Origin of the sequence: Metabacillus sp. 113a (assembly GCF_050107635.1) — a bacterium.
Classification (GTDB): domain Bacteria; phylum Bacillota; class Bacilli; order Bacillales; family Bacillaceae; genus Metabacillus_B.
This window is the reverse complement of the sequence record NZ_JBNILJ010000001.1, coordinates 190286-208563: the sequence shown is the minus strand read 5'-3', so window position 1 is coordinate 208563 and position 18278 is coordinate 190286. Positions and strand designations below refer to the sequence as shown.

Here is an 18278-nt window from a genome sequence, read left to right as displayed (position 1 = left end):
ATAAACGAATTGCGTTGTCCAAAGGATGCCATCGCCGCATCCTTTTTTGTGCGCTCCGGGGCTGGAAATCAGAACTGAGATTTTCCTTTTCCGCCCATTGACATATTCTCCCTAAGCTTATATAGTTAGTTACATAAGTAATTAACCAACATACTATAAAGGAGGTCTTGCTCATTTGATTGATGACAGCCGGCCAATTTATGTACAAATTGCTGAAAGGATTGAGAATGACATCATTGAAGGCGGTCTGCCGGAAGAAACTCAAGTTCCCTCAACCAATCAGTTCGCCGCTTTTTACCAGATCAATCCGGCTACTGCCGGGAAAGGAGTCAATTTGTTAGTGGATCAGGGAATTCTTTATAAGAAAAGAGGGGTTGGCATGTTTGTCGCGGCAGGAGCTCTTGAAAAGTTAATGGAGAAAAGGAAAAAACAGTTTTACGATCAATATATTGTTACCATGCTTCATGAGGCTGAAAAGATAGGGATTACTGCTGTGCAGCTGCAGGAAATGATTCAAAAAGGGGCGAAAATACGATGAATCCTATTCTAGAGGTAAACGGACTTACAAAGACTTACGGTGATACAGCAGCGGTGAAAAACATCAGCTTTTCACTGGAGCCTAATAAAATTTATGGCCTGCTGGGAAGGAACGGTGCAGGCAAAACCACCATCATGAATATGATTACAGCCCGGCTTTTCCCGTCTGAGGGAGACATTAAGGTGTTTGGAGAAGCCCCATTTGAAAATCAAGCGGTTCTGAGCCAGGTTTGCTTCATTAAAGAGAGTCAGAAATACCCTGATATCATCCATATTGCTGATTTGCTGGATATTTGCTCTGCGATCTTCCCAAATTGGGACCAGAAATACGCTGATTCCTTAATTAAAGACTTTACCCTTCCTCTCAACCGCAAGATGAAAAAACTGTCCCGCGGGATGCTCTCCTCTGCAGGGATTGTCATCGGTCTTGCAAGCAGAGCGCCCTTAACTATATTTGATGAACCTTACCTTGGCCTTGATGCTGTGGCCAGAAACATTTTCTATGATCACCTGATTGAGGATTACAGCCAACACCCTCGAACCATTATTCTATCGACACACCTGATTGACGAGGTCAGCAAAATTCTGGAGCATGTACTGGTCATTGACAATGGGAATCTGATTATTAATGAAGACGCCGAGGACATTCGCGGAAAAGCCTTTACTGTGGTGGGCCCTGCTTTAAAAGTCACTGAATATATAAAAGGGAAAGAAGCACTGAAGCGGGAAGCGTTTGGAGGACTTATTTCGGCTACAGTCCTGGGGCATTTAAGCCCATCCGATAAACTGCTTGCAGATCAATCAGGCCTGGAAATTGCCCCGGTCTCCATGCAGCAGCTGATTATCCATTTAACAAGCGCTTCAGCCAATTTAAAGGAGGCAAAAGCTCAATGAATTCAATGACTGCAGTCATGAAAATGCATGTGAAATACAAATTCACTCTTTTATACCTTCCTTGGATCATCACCTTGTCAAGCCTTGCGATTAACTATCTGATTGCTTTTATCATTCAAACGGAAGAGGGATTTTATACGGGCGGAATCATGACCATATTTGTATTTATGTTTGTCTCAGGCATCGTTCTCACTTCTCAAATATTCCCTTTTTCTCTCGACTTGAGCCTGCGGCGGAAGGATTACTTTAAAGGAACGATGGCTGTTTTTATTATAACCAGTATAGCAACCGCTCTGCTTCTTTCTGTCTTTTCCATTCTCGAAAGCCGGGTGACCGGAGGCTGGGGCTTTCAAATCCATTATTTCAGCCTGCTGAACGTCTTTAATCAAAACCCGCTCTGGCAGTTCTGGATCTTCTTCGTTCTATTAATCTACAACTTTATGTTCGGATTTTTAATAGCGAGCCTGTATCAGCGATTTGGCAAAAACGGTCTTTATATTTTCTTCTCTGTTCTTGGACTTCTGGTGACAGGATTAAGCTTTGTTTTTACCTATTTTCAATGGTGGGCTCCTTTCTTTCAATTTTTTGCAGACCATCCGGACAATGCCGCATTATCCATTCTTTTCATCAGCCTGGCTTGCCCTTTCTTCTCTTACTTGCTTCTCCGCAAAGCATCTATTTAATCTTCATGCAGGGATCGCTCTTGCGCATCCCTGTTTTTTACGCGTTTTGTCTGACAAACATGAAACCCACGCGTTGTCTGACAAGTTTATCTGACATCCACCTGAACACACCCTTTTTCCGCTGCCAAACCGGCTCTTCGCCGCGTAAAAAAAGAGAGGCGCTTCAGCGCCTCTCTTCTTATAGTACATCCGTTACATCTTCCATATTTTCGCGCATCCAGGCAATTGCATCATCAATCGTCGGAAATTCCTGGGCCTGGAACGTCATTTCGTCCTGCAGGAGCCAGACGTTCTTTTGCTCGTCATGGATTCCTCCGATTGACCAGTGCATCAGACTGAATGGATGATTGTTGTTTAAGAATGATACCCATGTCTTGTCCTGGGCAATGTTTTTCATCGATTGGAATTTGTCTTTTTTCATGATGTCTTCCTCACTTAACGACTAAACTCATGCGCGGATTGAGCATTTGTGACGGGCTTTTCAGCGCAAAGGTGTTGGCGGATTCAAGAAAATCTACGGTCATGTTTTCATCTAAAAAGACCATTTTTGTCTTTTCCAGATAGACCGGCTGAAAATTGGTTTCAATCTTCAGATCATCCTCATCTGTTTCCTTCACAAGCCACAGTGCTGCGACCCCTGATACGACACAGCCGCAACCCTCTGTATCATATTTCAGCTTTAGATAAGCTTCCGGGTTTTCAGTTAAACTTGGCTCAATTCGTTCTATTGCTTTTTCTGTAAATGTTACCTTCATGTCCTGCACCTTCTTTTAGATGATGTATGGACAGTGTATCACATTCTTATGCGCAATGCCTGGATGATGCAAGGGACCGTTGCTTTTTCAATTGGTTCAGATTAACATTAGAGTATCTTTTTTCTGGAAAGGAGGACTCTTGTGTCTAAAGTTCAGATCAAAATATTGGATAATGGCCCTTTCCGTGTGACTGGCGATGTGGAGCTGATTGACGCAGATGGAAATGTGTATCCGGCGAAGCCCGCTTTCTCGTTATGCCGCTGCGGCCAGTCTCAAAAAATGCCTTACTGTGACGCTACACATAAAGGCAAATTTGACTCATGCGTGCGTGCTGAAAAAGAACTGGATTAATTTCATTGGGGGGTGGGAATATGAAGGTCCGCGTGTTAAAGCCTGTTTTTGCTGATTCAGCCAGCCAGCTCGTTCATACAGCTAACCAGTTTGAAGAAAGAATCCTGATTCAAAAAGAGCATTGGGTCATTGATGCGAAGAGCCTTTTAGGGGTACTGGCCCTTTCCCTTCAGCCTGGGGATGCAGTTGAAATTGCGGCGGAAGGAAGTGCTTCGGCAGAGGAAGCATTTCTCGGTCTGGGACTTTTTGAAAAGGAATAATTTCAAGAAAGACCAATTGGGTGATGCCAATTGGTCTTTCCCGTTTACTCCCCGTGCTCCTCAATCCTGACAATCTGTGTGATTGGAATCGTGCGGCGCTTTCCCGCTGCATCGACTACCCGAATCGCCTGTGCCGTCTGGTCGAGAAAATGAATGTGCCCGGTATAAGGAACAAGCTGTTCGTGCTCGTGAATGGTGAAGCGGAGCGGCTGATGATGTTCCATTGCTATGCAGATGATTTCGTTAAACTCTTCCAGCTGCTGTTCGTCGATTTCCGGCTTCGCTGTATGCCGCTCTTCCTCTTTCCATTGCCGCAGCAGCTTGACATGCTCCGGCAGCATCATGGAGGTCCATTTGATGTTTCCCCGATCGCGTATCATACGTTTCCGTTTCCCCCTTTCTTAAGCCTTATGCCCGCCGACGAGTGTTGCACGGTGTCTCGCGGTTCCCGCCTTCGTATAGGAAACGGCGCGGAGCAGGGAGTCAGAGCCGTATTTGCTTCGGATAGAATCCATGACATACCCGAGAGTCCGGTGCTTCTCCCGGTCGGGCTGAAACAGGTTAAGCTGGCTTTCCGCGTCCTCTTCAATATTGGAAAGAGCAATTGAAATTTTGCGGACCGTTTTTCCATCATAAAATTCATCAAACAGCTCAAGACACGTGCGGTAGAGGTCCATCGTAATATTGGTCGGCTCCTCCATCGTCCGCGAGCGGTAAAAACCTCCGCCGAGCTCATCCTTGCTGTATCCGACTCCGAAGCTGACCGTTCGGCCGGCCCGGTAGTGATGGCGGGCCCTCCGAGCTACTTCCTCGCACATTTCAAGGATCACATGCCTGATTTCCTTTGGATCGGTATAATCGCGCATCAGAATCTGGCTTTTGCCGAAGCTGATCTGCCCCTGCAAAATCGGTTCGCCAATATCAGAGAGATCCACCCCCCATGCATGATAATAAAGCTGATTTCCCATGATGCCGAATTTTTTCTCCAGCCGCTCAAGCGGGTAGCGGGCGAGCTGGCCGATGCTGAAAATCCCCATCCGGTTCAGGTTTTTTTCCATTCTGCCGCCAATGCCCCACATTTGGCTCAAAGGCTTTAGATTCCAAAGCTTCGTTTCTACGTCATCATAGGTCCATTCCGCCACACCGGTCTTTTTCGCCTCGATGTCAAGGCAAACCTTGGACAGCAGCATATTCGGACCGATGCCGATTGCACATGGAAGCTGGAATTCCCGCTCCATTTCACTTCTGATTTTCCAGGCGATTGTGGTCGCATCCCCCCAAAGGTGCTCCACCCCGTCTACTTGAATAAAGCTTTCATCGACGCTGTAAATGTGGATTGCCTCCCGCGGAACATACCGGTGAAACATTTTGGAAAGCTCCGTTGAAATCCGGATAAACATCGCCATCTTCGGATTTACCACATGAATCCGGGGATCGTCCGGAATTTCAAACTTTCTTGATCCTGTTTTAATATTGAAATCCTTTTTCAGCCGGGGAGATGCGGCCAGCACCACGCTTCCCTGCCGTTCGGTATCACCGACTACAGCAAGATAGCACGTGTGCGGATCAAGCCCCATCAGAACCGCCGCGCAGCTCGCATAAAAGCTTTTCATATCAATGCAAAGAATTTTCTTTTTGGGAAGCTGGTCATACTCCATCTCACTTACCCCTCCAACAAGAATGTGTGTTCGTAGTTCTATTATACCGCTAATCATAATCGAATAAACGTTCGTGTTCAATGGTAGTTTTTGGCGAACAGTGAAAAACTGCATGATAGCAGGCAAAAAGAAAGCCTTCCTGGGGGGAAATCTTTTTTCAGGCAGAAGGAATGGCTTTATAACAGGGGAAATAGCAAGCAGCTGTGACGTTGCAAAAAGCACCGCTGGAGAATAGGCTGATCTGTTCATTCAACCATTATGGACGGAACTTTGGGAAGATGAAGAACCGGCGCAGGAGTATTAAGAGTGTAAATCCATCATTAATGGAATATAATGGTATAAAGGGTGAGGAGGGATAATATGGCAAATTCCGTTAGAAATGGGATTGTTTATTTCGTATTTTTACTTGTGGCGGGATGGTTCTTATATAGCGGTGTGCGATTCGGAATGGTGTTAGAAAAGGAAGCGAAAGAAATTTATGACCTTAGAACATTTTCAGCGTTTCAATATCTCTTCCCGGTTGCAGCCGGGATGCTGTTTGCAGCTCCAGAGCTGATACTGGACATCTGGCGGGAAGGGCGCTGGAAAATCGGGTGGCTAAAGCTCCTGATCATTGGCCTGCCGCTTGCATACTTGACCGGAGCAAACCTTCAATTTCTTACCGGCGAGCACCTCCTGCCTTTTCCAGGTTTTCTCACAGGAGGCTATGGGACATTGCAAAATCTCATGATCAGCTCGATCTGCGGAACGGCTTTCGGATATATTCTCCTTTCAAGTGTAAGAAAGCAGCCCCGATAAGAGCTGCTTTCTCTGCAATCATTTTCCTGCCCAAACGTCTTTCGCAACACGGCCCTGCTGCTGCAGATCAGCGAGCCACTCGGCCGCTTCTTCTTCGGATGAATCTCTTTCGGCCTGGTAGATTTCTTTCATTGCCGCTTCCACATCCGGTGCCATTTTGCTGCCATCCCCGCAAATGTATAGATGTGCATGCTGGTCAAAAAGCGATATCACTTGAGATGCATGTTTTTTCATAAGATGCTGCACATACGTTTTCGCTTTCCCATCCTCCCGGGAGAAAGCGGTATGAAGGATTACGAGCCCATCCCGTTCTGCTTCTTTCAGTTCCTCTTCGTAAAGAAAGTCGTGTTTCCGTGTTCTGCAGCCAAAGTACAAGTGAGCTTCCCCAAGACTGTATCCCTGCTCCTGAAGAATCCTCCGTCTCTGCAGAAAACCTCTGAATGGGGCAATTCCAGTGCCAGGCCCGACCATAATAATAGGTGTCGCAGGGTTCGAAGGCATTTCAAAGCCGGCTTGGGGCTCTTTAATAAAACACGTAACTTGAGCTCCCGGCAGCAGGCGGGCAAGATAGCATGAAGCAATCCCATGGTATTCTCCTGATCCGCTCCATGCCTGTTCCTTAAGCACACTTACGGTTAAGCTCACCTTTCCAGTAGAACGCTGAGGAGAGCTGGAGACGGAGTAGTAACGCGGCTTGAGGGGCGGCAGCAGGCTAATATACCGTTCAAAATTCAGCTCACAGGCCAAATAGTTTTCCAAAAGTGCAAGCATGGAAATCCGCTTAGGCAGAATATCTTCCTCATACCTTTTCAGCATTGCTTCCAGTTCAAATCTGTGAGGAGGACAGACCGTGGCTTCTGCGAGTATTTTCAGCTGGGTCTTTGTAACAGGATCCTGCAGCTCCACGTACTCGGTAAGCAGTCTGCGAACTTCGATGGTTTCCCCCTTTGGAAGATGTGCAGTCTTTGCTCCTTCTCCCCTCAGAACAACCCTTTCCCTGCCGCTGAGCCCAAAGCGCAGCAGGACGCGATTCACTAACTCTTCACGATTATGAGGCAGGATGCCAATATGCCCCCCTTCTCTGTAGGTCACATCTTTTGGCAGGGACAATTCAAGATAGCGGGTGCTCCGTGCGCTGGCAGCCGATTGAAGCTCTTTGTTCACTGTCACTTCAGCGATGAACGCCTGATGCTTCAGGGCAGCAGGAGCCATTGGTTCACTGCTGACAAATTCAATGGATAAGGTCTCATCCTCTTCTGGGCTGGCAGCGGCATCATCCAGCTCAAAGCGAGCAGCAAGCGCTCTCCACATCTCGTGCTCCCAAGCTTTAAAACTGCCGAAAAAATCACCATCTGCATCGCCTTCGCCCCGGACACACAATCGAAAAGCACCTTTCTCCTCCAGCTTTTGGTCCATATCTGCAGGAACTCGCTGATAGGTCGCAGACCAGCTTCGATCGCCGCATCCGAACACGGTGTACGTCACCCCTTCCAGTTCATTTCTGCCAGCTTTACCGAGCCAGTGAAAAAATTTCACGGCGTTATCCGGGGGATTTCCATTGTAGGAGGAGGTAATAATGAGTACGGCACCCTTTTTCGGCAGCTTGCCGGAAAAATCATCCAAAGCTCCCGTTTTTGCTTGAAACCCAAGCCGGCCCGCTGTCCCCGCAAGCTCCATTGCCAGTTCCTCCGAGGTTCCCATATTAGACCCGTAAAGAATGAGGAGCGGTGTCCGATGAGCATCTTCAGCAGGTTCCTGAAGCGAATTCCTTATAGATGAGGCTGCTGATGGATGTTCAGCGATCATTGCTGATCCCGTCCATTTTTTCCTGGATACAGCTTTTAGTGTAAAACTGTGCGGCTTCCAGCTCAGCGTTTCTTTTATTGCCAGCTGATAATTCGCGTCATCTGCGAAGTCAAAATGCTTTAGCAGAAGCCCGAGTGCAAGGGTTGCCTCATGCAGGGCAAACTGCTGGCCGATACAGGCTCGCTGCCCGTTCCCAAAAGGCTTGTAGGCATGAGGGGGAATGGTGCTCATATCTTCAAATCTCCCGGGTTTGAACACGTCAGCATCCTTCCCCCATACAGCAGGATCGCGGTGAAGCCGGGGAAGAAGAACGGTTACCTCCTGTCCCTTCTGAAGGGCAAATTCACCGCCGATTATTTCATCATTTTTTGCATAGAGCGAAATGGCCGGAACGGTGGGCCAAAGACGGAGTGCTTCGTTTACAATCATCTGAATATATTTCAGCTTTTTCACTTCTTTGTACGAAGGCACGGGAGAAGTAAGGACACGGTCGGCTTCTTCCTGTGCTTTTTTCAGGACAGCCGGATTTTTGCAGAGCTCGTACATGGTAAAGGAGAGCAACCCGCTTGTTGTCTCATGGCCCGCGATTAAAAACGTAATCATCTGATAGCGGATGTTTTCATCGTTCAGCATTTCCCCGGTTTCGGGGTCCCTGCTGCGAAGCATGTGTGAAAGCAGATCCCCGGGCCACCGGTTTTCCGGCTGTTTCCTGCGGCTCGCTATAAGCTGGTCGACGAGTCCGAACATGATTCCGATATCGGCGTGAAAAGCGTCCAGCTCTTTCTTGTATAATGCCTCCTCTTTATGGGACCTCGTCAGCTGGCTCATTGCCTCAAGAAGGGCGGCATTCATGCTTTCCACAAATGGATGGAATCCTGTCCTGTAAAAGCTGTTGAAACGATAGTTAAAGCCGCAAAGACCGATTGTATCGAGCGTAAGCTTTGTCATATCTTCCGGGATATGGATGGATTCCCCTTCATTCATGCGCTCCCATTTCTGGACAAGCTGGACTGCAATATCCGCCATCATCATGTGATAGCCTTTCATTGCTTTCTGGCTGAAGCTTGGCATAAGAATTCCATGAGCTTTTTTCCAGTTGGGCTCATGAGTCCAGCTTGTAAATAGCCCATCTCCGGAAAACGGGCGGAGGTTTTGCAAAGCAGCGCCCACACTTTTATCAAACCGCGCCTCATCGAATACTTCTGCTGCGAATTTATGGCTTGAAAGAAAAACAGCTCCATTCCGGGGTCTGTCGAACCTGAATATGGGACCGGCTTTTTTAGAGATTTCGATAAGGGACTGAATGATATTTCCAGGGTCCAGAATAGACTTGCCCCCATCCGGCTCTTTCACATGCAGCTCCGGGATTTGTCTTAAAGACGTCATATAGCATTTCCCTCTTTCAGTTATGATTCTGTTTCATTCGCTCAAGATGAAAAGTTCTGCCGTTCCGCAAAAACTTATGAATGCTATATAAATATGCTGTTTTTGCACATTTGGCTGGACAAAACATCGAATTCCTGCAAAAAAACTGATTTTAAAGCCCTGATTCGCCAAAGGAAAAAGCAGCCTTCGCCAGGCTGCTTTCCTTTGTGCTGAAATATTATTTCCCTGCCCATACATCTTTTGCAAAGCGTCCCTGCATTTGAAGATTGGCAAGCCAGGAGGCCGCTTCTTCTTCTGATGCATTTTTTTCAGACTGATAGCTTTCTTTTATGACATTTTCTACATCAGGCGCCATTTTGCTGCCGTCGCCGCAAATGTAAAGGCGGCCGTTCTGTTCCAGCAACCGAATGAGTGAGGAAGCCTCTTTTTTAATCAGGTGCTGAACATAGGTTTTTGCCTTGCCTTCTTCCCGCGAAAAAGCTGTGTGAAGGGTCACTAAACCATCCCGTTCCGCTTCCTTCAATTCCTTTTCATACAAATAATCGTGCTCACGGGCTCTGCAGCCAAAATAGAGATGGGCTTCTCCAAGCTTTGCCCCTTTCTCTTTCAGGACACGCCGGCCTTGCAGAAAGCCTCTGAATGGAGCAACTCCCGTACCGGGGCCGACCATGATCAGGGGAATTTCCGGGTCTTCCGGCCTTTCAAAGCCGTCCTGCGGTCCTTTTATAAAGCAGGAGACGCGTTCTCCCGGCATAATACGGGCGAGGTAGCCCGAAGCCACTCCATTGTATTCTCCGGCACCGCTCCACGCAGAATCCTTTAAAACACTGACGGTCAGGCTGACTCTGCCGGGGGATGCATCCGGAGAGCTGGAAATCGAATAATAGCGCGGTTTAAGCGGCGGAAGCAGGCTTAGGAACCGTTCAAATGAAAGCTCGCATGCCATGTACTTTTCCAGCAGCTCAAGCATTGTAACCCGCTTGGAGAGAACCTCCTCCTGATAGCGGTCCAGCATGGATTCTAGCTCCATCCGGTGCGGCGGACACACATTAACGTAAGCTAAGACCTTCAGCTGTGTCCTCGTAACCGGCTCCTGCAGCTCTGCATAGGCGGAAAGCAGCTCCCGCACACCAATTGGCTGTTCTTTTGGCAGGTGAGACGTACTGGCCCCTTCTCCATGCAGCAGAAGCTGTTCTTCTCCGCTCAGCTGAAAGCGGCGGAGAACCCGGCTGATAAGCTCCGGGCTGTTCTTGGGAAAGATACCGATATGTCCGCCCTCCTTGTACGTTTTGTCAGCCGGCAGGATCAGCTCCACGTGGCGGGTGCTCCGTCCGCTCGCCTCGGCTTGAAGCTCTGCTGATACGGCAGCCTCGGCTGAAAATGCCTTATAAGCTTCCCCAAGAGGGGTCACCTGCACACCCGGCACGAACTCTGCCGTAAGAGAAGCACCTTCCCCGGCTCCGGATGGAAGTTCTGCATCAAAATGGGAAGCAGCCTCTGTCCAGAACCCTTCTTGCCACAGTTCAAAATCCGCTTCAAAATCTGTATCTGCATCTCCCTCGCCGCGGCTTGCAATTTTAATCGCGCCTTTCTCCTCCATCGTCCGGTCAATGAGCTGAGGAATACGCTGTGATACGTGCTCGACCAATTCCGGTCTCCGCATCCGAATACGGTATACTGAACCCCTTTCAGTTCTTCCGGACCGGCCGACTCCAGCCAATGCACAAACGCTTGTGCATTATCAGGCGGATTTCCGTTATAGGAGGCCGTGAGAATAACAACGGCTCCTTTTTTAGGAAGCTTTCCTGCAAAGTCATCAAGCGGCGCAGCCTCTGCTTTGAATCCCAGCTGCACACCTTTTTCAGCCAGCTCCTTTGCTAAACCTTCAGCTGTGCCCATATTGGAGCCGAAAAGGACAAGCATCGGTGTCTGATGGGCGTCCTCGTCGGGCTCACCGGCAGCAGCACGCTGTTCTTTTTTTACCGGCTGCTCTGCTGAAACCGCAAAGCCCATCCATCTTTTCCTGGATTTAACCTTCATCGTAAACTCATTCGGCTTAAGAGTAAGAGTCTCTTTAACATTCAGTTCATAATTGGTATGGTCGTCAAAATCAAAATGCTTCAGAAGCAGGCCGAGGACTAATGTTGCTTCATGCAGGGCAAACTGCTGGCCGATACAGGCCCGCTGCCCATTCCCGAACGGCTTGAATGCATGCGGCGGAATCCCGCTCATGTCCTCAAACCTTTCCGGCTTAAATTGTGAGGGATTCTCCCCCCAAACTTCCGGATCGCGGTGCAGCTGCGGAAGCAGAACAGTGACTTCCTCCCCTTTGGCAATGGCGAATTCTCCGCCGATTATTTCATCTTCTTTGGCATATAGGGAAAAAGCAGGAGCGGTCGGCCAGAGTCGCAGGGTTTCATTTAAGATCATTTGCACGTATTTAAGCTTTTTGACCTCTTTGTAGCCCGGAACCGGTTCTGTCAAAACACGGTCCGCCTCCTCTTGAGCTTTTTTCAAAACATCCTTGTTTTTCAGTAAATAATAGAGGGCAAACGAGAGAAGGCCGCTTGTTGTCTCATGGCCGGCAATTAAAAAGGTGATAATCTGAAAACGGATGTTTTCATCATCGAGACCTTCCCCTGTTTCCGGATCTTTGCTTCTCAGCATGTGAGAAAGCAAGTCGTCCGCCCATTCCTCCACCTTCATTTGTCTGCGCTCCGCAATCAGCTCGTCAACCAGGCTGAACATAGACTGAATATTCTCCTGAAAGGCTTCCTCCTTTTTCTTTAGGAAGGCTTCGTCTGTTTCGGTGCGCTGCAGCTTGCTCATCGCTTCCCCGAGTGCCCCGTTCATACTCTCAATAAATGGATGGAATTTCTCGCGGTAATAGCTGTTGAACCTGAAGTTAAATCCACAAAGTCCGATCGTATCAAGAGTCAGCCTTGTCATATCCTCTGAGACATCCACCGTATCCCCGGCATTAAGGCGCTCCCATTTCTGCACCAGCTGAATCGCGATGTCGGCCATCATGCTGTGGTATCCTTTCATGGCCTTCTGACTGAAGCTCGGCAGCAGAATATTATGTGCTTTTTTCCAGTTTGGCTCATGCGTCCAGCTCGTAAACAAGCCGTCACCAGAAAAAGCGCGGACATTTTTCAGCGCCTGGCTTACACTTTTATCAAACCTTGATTCATCTGATACCTCTGCTGTCAGCGCCCGCCCCGACAGATAGACAGTGGATTGAGTTTGTTTCTGAAATTGAAAGATTGGTCCCATCTGCTCCGCAATCTTCATAAGTGACTGAACCGGCTTTTCCGGATTCAGCAGCGGCACTTGCAAATTCTCTCCATGAAGCTCCGGCTGTGGAATTTTGCTCATTAGCGTCATACAGCATTCCTTCTTTCTTATTGATGAATTCTTACAGCATCCCAGCAGCTTTCTTCGATTCCGCTTAACAGCTCCGCCGTCTCTTCCAGGTGTCCGGCACGAATAAGGCGGTGAAGCTCCAAGAAAGCTCCGAATAAAATCGCGATCAAGCCGTTGGAGGGCAAATTCCGGATCATCCGCTTCTTTTTTCCTTCTTCAAAAAAATCATAGAGGCCGGACAGGGCCTGTATAAATTGATCCGTGCTCTTTTGATTCAAAAAGTGCGCATGGGCGTGATTCCTTATGAAGCACAGAGCATGCTCATGTTTATTGGTAAAAGTGACCATTCCATAGAAAAAGTGCCGAAACTGCTCCCTCAGATCCACCGCATCTCGGGGACCATGTGACAGCGCAGCTTCAAGCTGTCTTGAACATTGCTGAAAAAGTACGTTGCCGAGCGTTTCTTTATTGTCAAAATAACGGTAAATGGTGCCCGCCCCTACTCCAGCCTTATCAGCTATTGCAGGTACGGCCGTCGCATCAAATCCGCGTCCGGCAAACAAGATGAGCCCGGCCTCTAAGATCTGATTTTCTTTCCCTCCTGCAATGACGGTCATTCAAATCCCCCTTCTAAACGGAATGAACATTCATTCCGTTTAGATTAGTGTAACGCTGAAAGCTTAACAGATGAATAGAACAGAAGAATGAAAAAGCTTCTAAGCAAAAGAACCCGGATTGTACGTCAATTCTGACTTTTCTATCAAATAATGGAACCCGATGCCATAGCAAAACCCGCCGTGTGAGGCAGACAAATCCTCAAGCGGCGGGCTTATGCTGCAGACCGTTCCGTTATTTCTTATTGAAAGCATTCCCGGCAAGCTTTTCAATCAGCCCCGGGGCCATCTGATACAGCGTGCTCCCTGCATTCATCCAGCGCGGCAGATTGATTTCCCGTTTATACCGGACCATGGAGCGTACGACTTTCTCTGCAACAAAATCAGGAGTGAGCATCCAGCGCTCTACATTCTTTGTATAGTCGCCGCTCTCATCAGCGGTTTCAAAAAAATCTGTTCTAATGGGACCCGGATTCACAGTGGTCACCTTGATTCCTGTACCGGTGCACTCCATTCGCAAGCTGTTGGAGAACCCGAGCACGGCATGCTTCGTTGCAGCGTAAAGGCTTGATTTAGGCGTTGCAATTTTTCCGGCTTGGGAGGCAATGTTGATGATCTGTCCGCCCCCCTGCTTTTTCATTGCGGGAAGCACAGCCTTCGTGCAGGCAATCAGCCCGAATACATTTACCTCAAACATCCTTTTCATTTCCTCGAGAGCAGATTCCTCAACGGTTTTGAACACACCAAATCCCGCATTGTTAACGAGGACATCCACGCGGCCTGTCTTTGCGGCCAGCTGCTGAAAAACAGAGGCTATTTCTTTCGTATCTGAAACATCCAGTTTTGCGTAAAACACTTCTGCACCATATGTTTGCTTCAGCTCGAGAGCGAGTGATTTGAGCCGGTCTTCTCTGCGTGCCATCAGGACTGGAACCGCTCCTGCAGCAGCGCTTTTCCGCGCCATTGCTTCTCCGATTCCGCCTGATGCACCGGTGATAAACACCACTTTATTCTTTAAATCCATGCTCCACCATCCTAAGTAAAATACATTCGGTTTTCCTTTGAACCATTTGATGTTATTTTACCTAGGTTCTCTAAATAATCCAACTGGGCAACGCTTTCCGACATGGTCAGCATCAGCTCTTTATGAAAAACGGTCGGAAACAGCTCCGTACAGACTTGAAAGGCCGTCATGGGCTTTTCCGCAAGCATCCGGCGCACTTCCTCTGCACGGTCGCCCTGCCGCTTTTGCCTGTAGGCAATCAGTTCATGTGCGTTTTCGATCACTTCTCCATGCCCTGAATACACCTTCGTAATCCGTAAGCCGAGCAGTTGTTCAAACGTTTCGTTAAACTGAAGCTGGGGCTTAGGGCGTTCCAATCCTTCCATTGGCGGCTCAAGCAGCGGGTTGGCGGAAATTTTTTTCAGCAGGACATCTCCGCCAAATAAGACTCCATCCTTTTCCCGGTACAGGGCAATATGAGACTGGGCGTGCCCTGGTGTTTCCAAAACCTTGAATCCGGGCATTCCTGGAACCGGATCCCCGCTCCGAATGGATTGACTGAGCGAAACGGTACAAGAAAAGGCAAGGGACCGCTCTAAGTTTTTAATATATTTAAGAAAGACAGGATCCACACCGAACTCCAGCAGCAGTCCGTGGAAAAATCCCTTCTGGTTTTCAAGAAATTCCGGATCGCGGGAAAGCCATGGTTCATTATAGGGGTGCCCGATGATTTGCGCCCCCTTCAGCTCATCCAGCAATCCGACATGGTCAGGATGATGGTGGGTAACAATGACCTGTTCAATATCCCCGAGCCCGTATCCGCACTCTCCTAAATGATCTTTGAGTGCATCCAGGGCCTCTTCTGTTTTAGGTCCTGCGTCAATCAGTGTAAGGGAGTCGCCTTTATACAGGTACGCATTGATATCCCCTACCGGAAAAGGAGTCGGGATAGGGAGCGCTTTGATCGCTTCCCGGTCAGTGATTGGATTCATTTTTTTCCCCCATTTATTATTTTTGCATACAAAATTTGATCTCCTGGAATATGTACAAACCAATTTTACCCTTATTCGTTAATTTTGTCATTATATTCAAATAATTCAGCTAAAAAAAGGTTATTTCCCTTATTGACATTAGCTTGTCCACCCTTGCATAATGGAGTACAAATATAAACAAGATATCGGAATCGGCGATGATCAGGACCAGTACATCCATCAATGGCGAAAGAGAGCACAGTTCACCGGCTGAAAAACTGTGCAGCCCGCTTGAGGATCGAACCTACCCTGCCAGCTGTTAGGCAAACCTAAACGCAGCCCGCGTTACAGGCACATTGAGCTGGGTGCAGAACGCTTGCGCCAACTAAGGTGGTACCGCGGAGACCCTTCCGTCCTTTTCTGTATAAGGATGGAAGGGTTTTTTTATGCTGCACAAATTCAGTTTTTTTAAAAAGGAAGGATGAGAAGGATGAACATTGGCTTGATCGGAGCCGGCTCGATGGCAGAAGCGATGATTTCGGGATTGATTAACGGAAATGTCGTAAGACCGGATCAAATCTCAGTGTGCAACCGCAGCGACCGCAGCAAGCTCCTTTATTTGCAGGATCAGTATGGGATTGAAATAACGAAAACGAAAGCCGAGCTCCTCGCCCAATCAGATGTAATCATTTTAGCGATGAAACCGAAGGACGCTGAAGAGGCGATTCTTTCTATCAGACCTTTTGTAAAAAATCAGCTGTTCCTTTCTGTCCTCGCAGGCGTTACGATCCAAAGCATCCAAAAACTTCTTGGCAAACAAGCACCCGTAATCCGCGCGATGCCAAACACCTCGGCGGCCATCCGCATGTCCGCCACCGCTATTTCACCAAGCGAAGAAGTGACCATGCATCAGGTTAAAATGGCAAAGCATCTGCTGGAGACGATTGGGCTGGTTACGGTTGTAGAAGAACATCATCTCGACGCGGTAACAGCACTTTCCGGAAGCGGTCCCGCTTACGTGTATTATTTTATCGAAGCAATGGAAAACGCAGCTGCGGAAGTCGGGCTGCAAGGCGACACTGCCAAAAGTCTAATCCTTCAAACCCTTGCAGGCGCTTCGGAAATGCTGATGCAGTCCGATAAACAGGCCTCCCTCCTGCGCAAGGAAGTGACCAGTCCGGGAGGAACGACAGAAGCCGGTATTGAAGCTCTCAAAGGGTATCAATTTAACGAAGCCATTATTGCATGTGTGAAAAGAGCCGCAGAGAGGTCTGCAGAATTAGAGGCGCTAATCGCCGACGGCGGACTGAAAAAGATTCGAAAAGCCTGACAGGGAGCCCGCACATAGCGGACTCCCTGTTTTTTTCGGTTACCTTACATCGAGCAGGATTTTCCCTGTACTCAGCCTGCTTTCCATTAACTCATGAGCGGCGGCCGCTTCCTCCAGGGGGAAACGGCTCCCAACTTGGATGGAAAGCTTCCCTTCCTGATGCAAAGCGAACACTTTTTCCGCTGTTTTCTGAAGGGTCTCTGGCCGCTTTTTACGCGTTGTTCCAAAGCTGAAGCCTAAAATAGAACGGCAGCCGGCATGAAGATCCGAGGTTTTAAACCGTCCCGGCTCTCCTCCTGCATTCCCGAAGTGAACGAGCCTCCCAAATGAAGCCAGGCAGGTGAGGCTTTTCTCTGAAACCTCTCCTGAAATGGAATCCAAAATCACATCCGCTCCCAGGCCATTCGTTGACTCCATCACAACCGGAGGAAAATCTTCGCTCTCAAGGCAGATAACATGATCCGCCCCAGCCTGATAGGCCGCTTTGATTTTCTCTACTTTTCCGACGGTGCCGATGACTTGAACAGCACCCATCCGCTTGGCAAGCTGGATAGCAGTCGTTCCAATCCCCCCGGCAGCGGCATGGATCAGAACCGTCTCCCCAGGCTGGACCCTCGCAACATCAGCCAAAAGCTGATACGCAGTGAAGGAAACAAGGGGAAAAGCAGCAGCCGCACTCCAATCCATCGAATCCGGTATCGCAAATGTGAGCCGCTGATCTGCTACCGCATACTCTGTGTAAGAACCTCCTGAAGGAAATGCGATTACCCGCTGTCCAGGCTGAAATCCCGTCACCTCTTCTCCGATTCCAATAACCGTTCCTGTTAAGTCAAGACCTGGAATATATGGTGTTTTCGCAGCCTTTTTTCCATATCTCCCTTTCACATCGGCAAAGTTTACACTTGTTTTTTCAACCTGGATCAATACCTCCTGTGCATCCGGTTCAGGAACGTCGACATCTATGTACTTCATATGCTCCGAACTGCCAAACTCCTCAACGACAATTGCCTTCATAGCCTTTCCCCCTTTGCTTATCCCATAATCTTATTCTATTTCCTTTTAAAGTAAAATAATAGAGGAATATTTGGGGACAGAAAAAGTTCGCGGCCTGCTTTCTAAATAAAATACTGGCTCCTGCATAGAGGTTCGCTGTGATAGGAGAACTGGTATATTTTAGATAATGCCTATTTGTTTTATTGGATTTGTTAAAGTGTGGTGTTGATTTTTCACACCTGTTGATTGGAGCGGAAGGCGTGAGACTCCGAGCTAAGAACAGCGGGACAGGTGAGACCCTGCAGCCGCGAAGCGAGGAGGAGGCTCACCGCCAGCCCAAGGATAAGCGAACGCCTGCAGCGGAAATCAACAGCCTAGTTTAACAGAGCTATTTTATTAAGGAGAGAAAACCTATGAATAAAGCATCGCAAATGTACTTGGAGAAGTTTTGGAAATCTCAAGGCCAGGAAAAACCAAAACAAGTAAAGTCCTCTCAATTCGGAGCCGATCCAGACCAATTAGCTCAATTAGTAATAGATGGCGTAAAATCGGCCACTTGTTCAGGACTGGTTTTCTACGAAATTGAACACGAGCCGCTCCCTTCTGCTGAAGATTACAGCATCATTTAAATAGTAAAGATGAACCTATGGCGATTATCAAAACAACAGCTGTAGAAATCATGCCCATGAATGAGGTTGCTGAGGAATATGCAGCCGGAGAAGGCGACCGAACATACCGATATTGGAAAGAAGTCCACGAAGAATTTTTCATGAAAGAGCTACAGGCGCTAGGACTGCAATATTCGGAAGATATGATGCTGGTCTGTGAGCGTTTTGAGTTAGTAAACAGCAAATCACCTAAAAAAAAATGAAA

Annotated in this window: 16 protein-coding genes and 2 pseudogenes; 8 read left to right on the top strand and 10 right to left on the bottom strand. The window is 48.1% G+C overall.

Translation table 11 applies throughout. The annotated features are described in order from the left end of the window. Positions 1-178 precede the first annotated feature (178 nt). The 3 genes from ACQCVE_RS01075 to ACQCVE_RS01065 are packed head-to-tail and all read left to right on the top strand — an operon-like array spanning position 179 to position 2114. Positions 179-538, top strand: coding sequence for a GntR family transcriptional regulator (locus tag ACQCVE_RS01075; RefSeq protein ID WP_426861755.1), 360 nt, complete (start codon positions 179-181; stop codon positions 536-538). Further along, entirely contained in the window at positions 535-1431 is an 897-nt protein-coding gene (locus ACQCVE_RS01070) for an ABC transporter ATP-binding protein (RefSeq protein ID WP_426843898.1), read from the top strand. The genes ACQCVE_RS01075 and ACQCVE_RS01070 overlap by 4 nt, the downstream gene beginning before the upstream one ends. Further along, positions 1428-2114, top strand: a complete 687-nt coding sequence (locus tag ACQCVE_RS01065; protein WP_426843897.1) for a hypothetical protein — start codon at positions 1428-1430, stop codon at positions 2112-2114. The genes ACQCVE_RS01070 and ACQCVE_RS01065 overlap by 4 nt, the downstream gene beginning before the upstream one ends. A 178-nt stretch (positions 2115-2292) precedes the next feature. Here the strand turns inward: ACQCVE_RS01065 and ACQCVE_RS01060 are convergent, their stop codons facing one another. Both ACQCVE_RS01060 and ACQCVE_RS01055 read right to left on the bottom strand, forming a co-directional pair. Next, positions 2293-2535 carry a DUF2552 family protein gene (locus tag ACQCVE_RS01060; protein ID WP_123917490.1) on the bottom strand — a complete coding sequence of 81 codons (243 nt, stop codon included), beginning with the start codon at positions 2533-2535 and terminating at the stop codon, positions 2293-2295. A 10-nt stretch (positions 2536-2545) separates the two neighbouring features. Continuing rightward, positions 2546-2869 (bottom strand): iron-sulfur cluster biosynthesis family protein, encoded by a 324-nt coding sequence (locus tag ACQCVE_RS01055; protein WP_426843896.1) that lies wholly within the window; start codon positions 2867-2869, stop codon positions 2546-2548. A 141-nt stretch (positions 2870-3010) separates the two neighbouring features. On the opposite strand from ACQCVE_RS01055, the gene ACQCVE_RS01050 reads away from it, so the two are divergent. Beyond that, complete coding sequence (locus ACQCVE_RS01050) at positions 3011-3220, top strand: CDGSH iron-sulfur domain-containing protein (RefSeq protein WP_426843895.1); 210 nt, start codon at positions 3011-3013, stop codon at positions 3218-3220. A gap of 20 nt (positions 3221-3240) precedes the next feature. Next, positions 3241-3480: an HPr family phosphocarrier protein gene (locus tag ACQCVE_RS01045; protein ID WP_426843894.1), complete on the top strand. Its 240-nt coding sequence runs from the start codon at positions 3241-3243 to the stop codon at positions 3478-3480. A 44-nt stretch (positions 3481-3524) separates the two neighbouring features. Here ACQCVE_RS01045 and ACQCVE_RS01040 read toward each other — a convergent pair whose 3' ends face one another. Further along, positions 3525-3860 (bottom strand): YolD-like family protein, encoded by a 336-nt coding sequence (locus tag ACQCVE_RS01040; protein WP_426843893.1) that lies wholly within the window; start codon positions 3858-3860, stop codon positions 3525-3527. A gap of 21 nt (positions 3861-3881) precedes the next feature. After that, the gene (locus tag ACQCVE_RS01035; protein ID WP_426861754.1) at positions 3882-5138 is read right to left on the bottom strand and encodes a DNA polymerase thumb domain-containing protein; all 1257 of its coding nucleotides are present in this window, start codon (positions 5136-5138) and stop codon (positions 3882-3884) included. A 360-nt stretch (positions 5139-5498) separates the two neighbouring features. On the opposite strand from ACQCVE_RS01035, the gene ACQCVE_RS01030 reads away from it, so the two are divergent. Further along, positions 5499-5936, top strand: coding sequence for a hypothetical protein (locus ACQCVE_RS01030; protein WP_426861308.1), 438 nt, complete (start codon positions 5499-5501; stop codon positions 5934-5936). Between the two features lie 18 nt (positions 5937-5954). On the opposite strand, the gene ACQCVE_RS01025 is transcribed toward ACQCVE_RS01030, so the two are convergent. The 5 genes and pseudogenes from ACQCVE_RS01025 to ACQCVE_RS01005 form a co-directional block, all read right to left on the bottom strand. Next, entirely contained in the window at positions 5955-9128 is a 3174-nt protein-coding gene (locus ACQCVE_RS01025) for a bifunctional cytochrome P450/NADPH--P450 reductase (protein ID WP_426861306.1), read from the bottom strand. A gap of 217 nt (positions 9129-9345) precedes the next feature. Further along, positions 9346-12515: pseudogene (locus tag ACQCVE_RS01020) on the bottom strand (bifunctional cytochrome P450/NADPH--P450 reductase). A gap of 17 nt (positions 12516-12532) precedes the next feature. Next, entirely contained in the window at positions 12533-13111 is a 579-nt protein-coding gene (locus ACQCVE_RS01015; RefSeq protein ID WP_426861304.1) for a TetR/AcrR family transcriptional regulator, read from the bottom strand. 232 nt (positions 13112-13343) lie between these two features. Then, on the bottom strand, positions 13344-14132 hold the full coding sequence (locus ACQCVE_RS01010) for an SDR family NAD(P)-dependent oxidoreductase (RefSeq protein ID WP_426843888.1): 789 nt from the start codon (positions 14130-14132) through the stop codon (positions 13344-13346). An 11-nt stretch (positions 14133-14143) separates the two neighbouring features. Continuing rightward, entirely contained in the window at positions 14144-15103 is a 960-nt protein-coding gene (locus ACQCVE_RS01005; protein ID WP_426843887.1) for an MBL fold metallo-hydrolase, read from the bottom strand. Positions 15104-15563: 460 nt separating this feature from the next. Between ACQCVE_RS01005 and proC the strand changes: the two genes are divergently transcribed. Beyond that, on the top strand, positions 15564-16412 hold the full coding sequence (proC, locus tag ACQCVE_RS01000; RefSeq protein ID WP_426843886.1) for a pyrroline-5-carboxylate reductase: 849 nt from the start codon (positions 15564-15566) through the stop codon (positions 16410-16412). Between the two features lie 39 nt (positions 16413-16451). Here the strand turns inward: proC and ACQCVE_RS00995 are convergent, their stop codons facing one another. Then, positions 16452-17426 carry a quinone oxidoreductase family protein gene (locus ACQCVE_RS00995; protein ID WP_426843885.1) on the bottom strand — a complete coding sequence of 325 codons (975 nt, stop codon included), beginning with the start codon at positions 17424-17426 and terminating at the stop codon, positions 16452-16454. A 392-nt stretch (positions 17427-17818) separates the two neighbouring features. On the opposite strand from ACQCVE_RS00995, the pseudogene ACQCVE_RS00990 reads away from it, so the two are divergent. Further along, positions 17819-18276, top strand: a pseudogene (locus ACQCVE_RS00990) (ASCH domain-containing protein). The last annotated feature ends 2 nt before the right edge of the window (positions 18277-18278 follow it).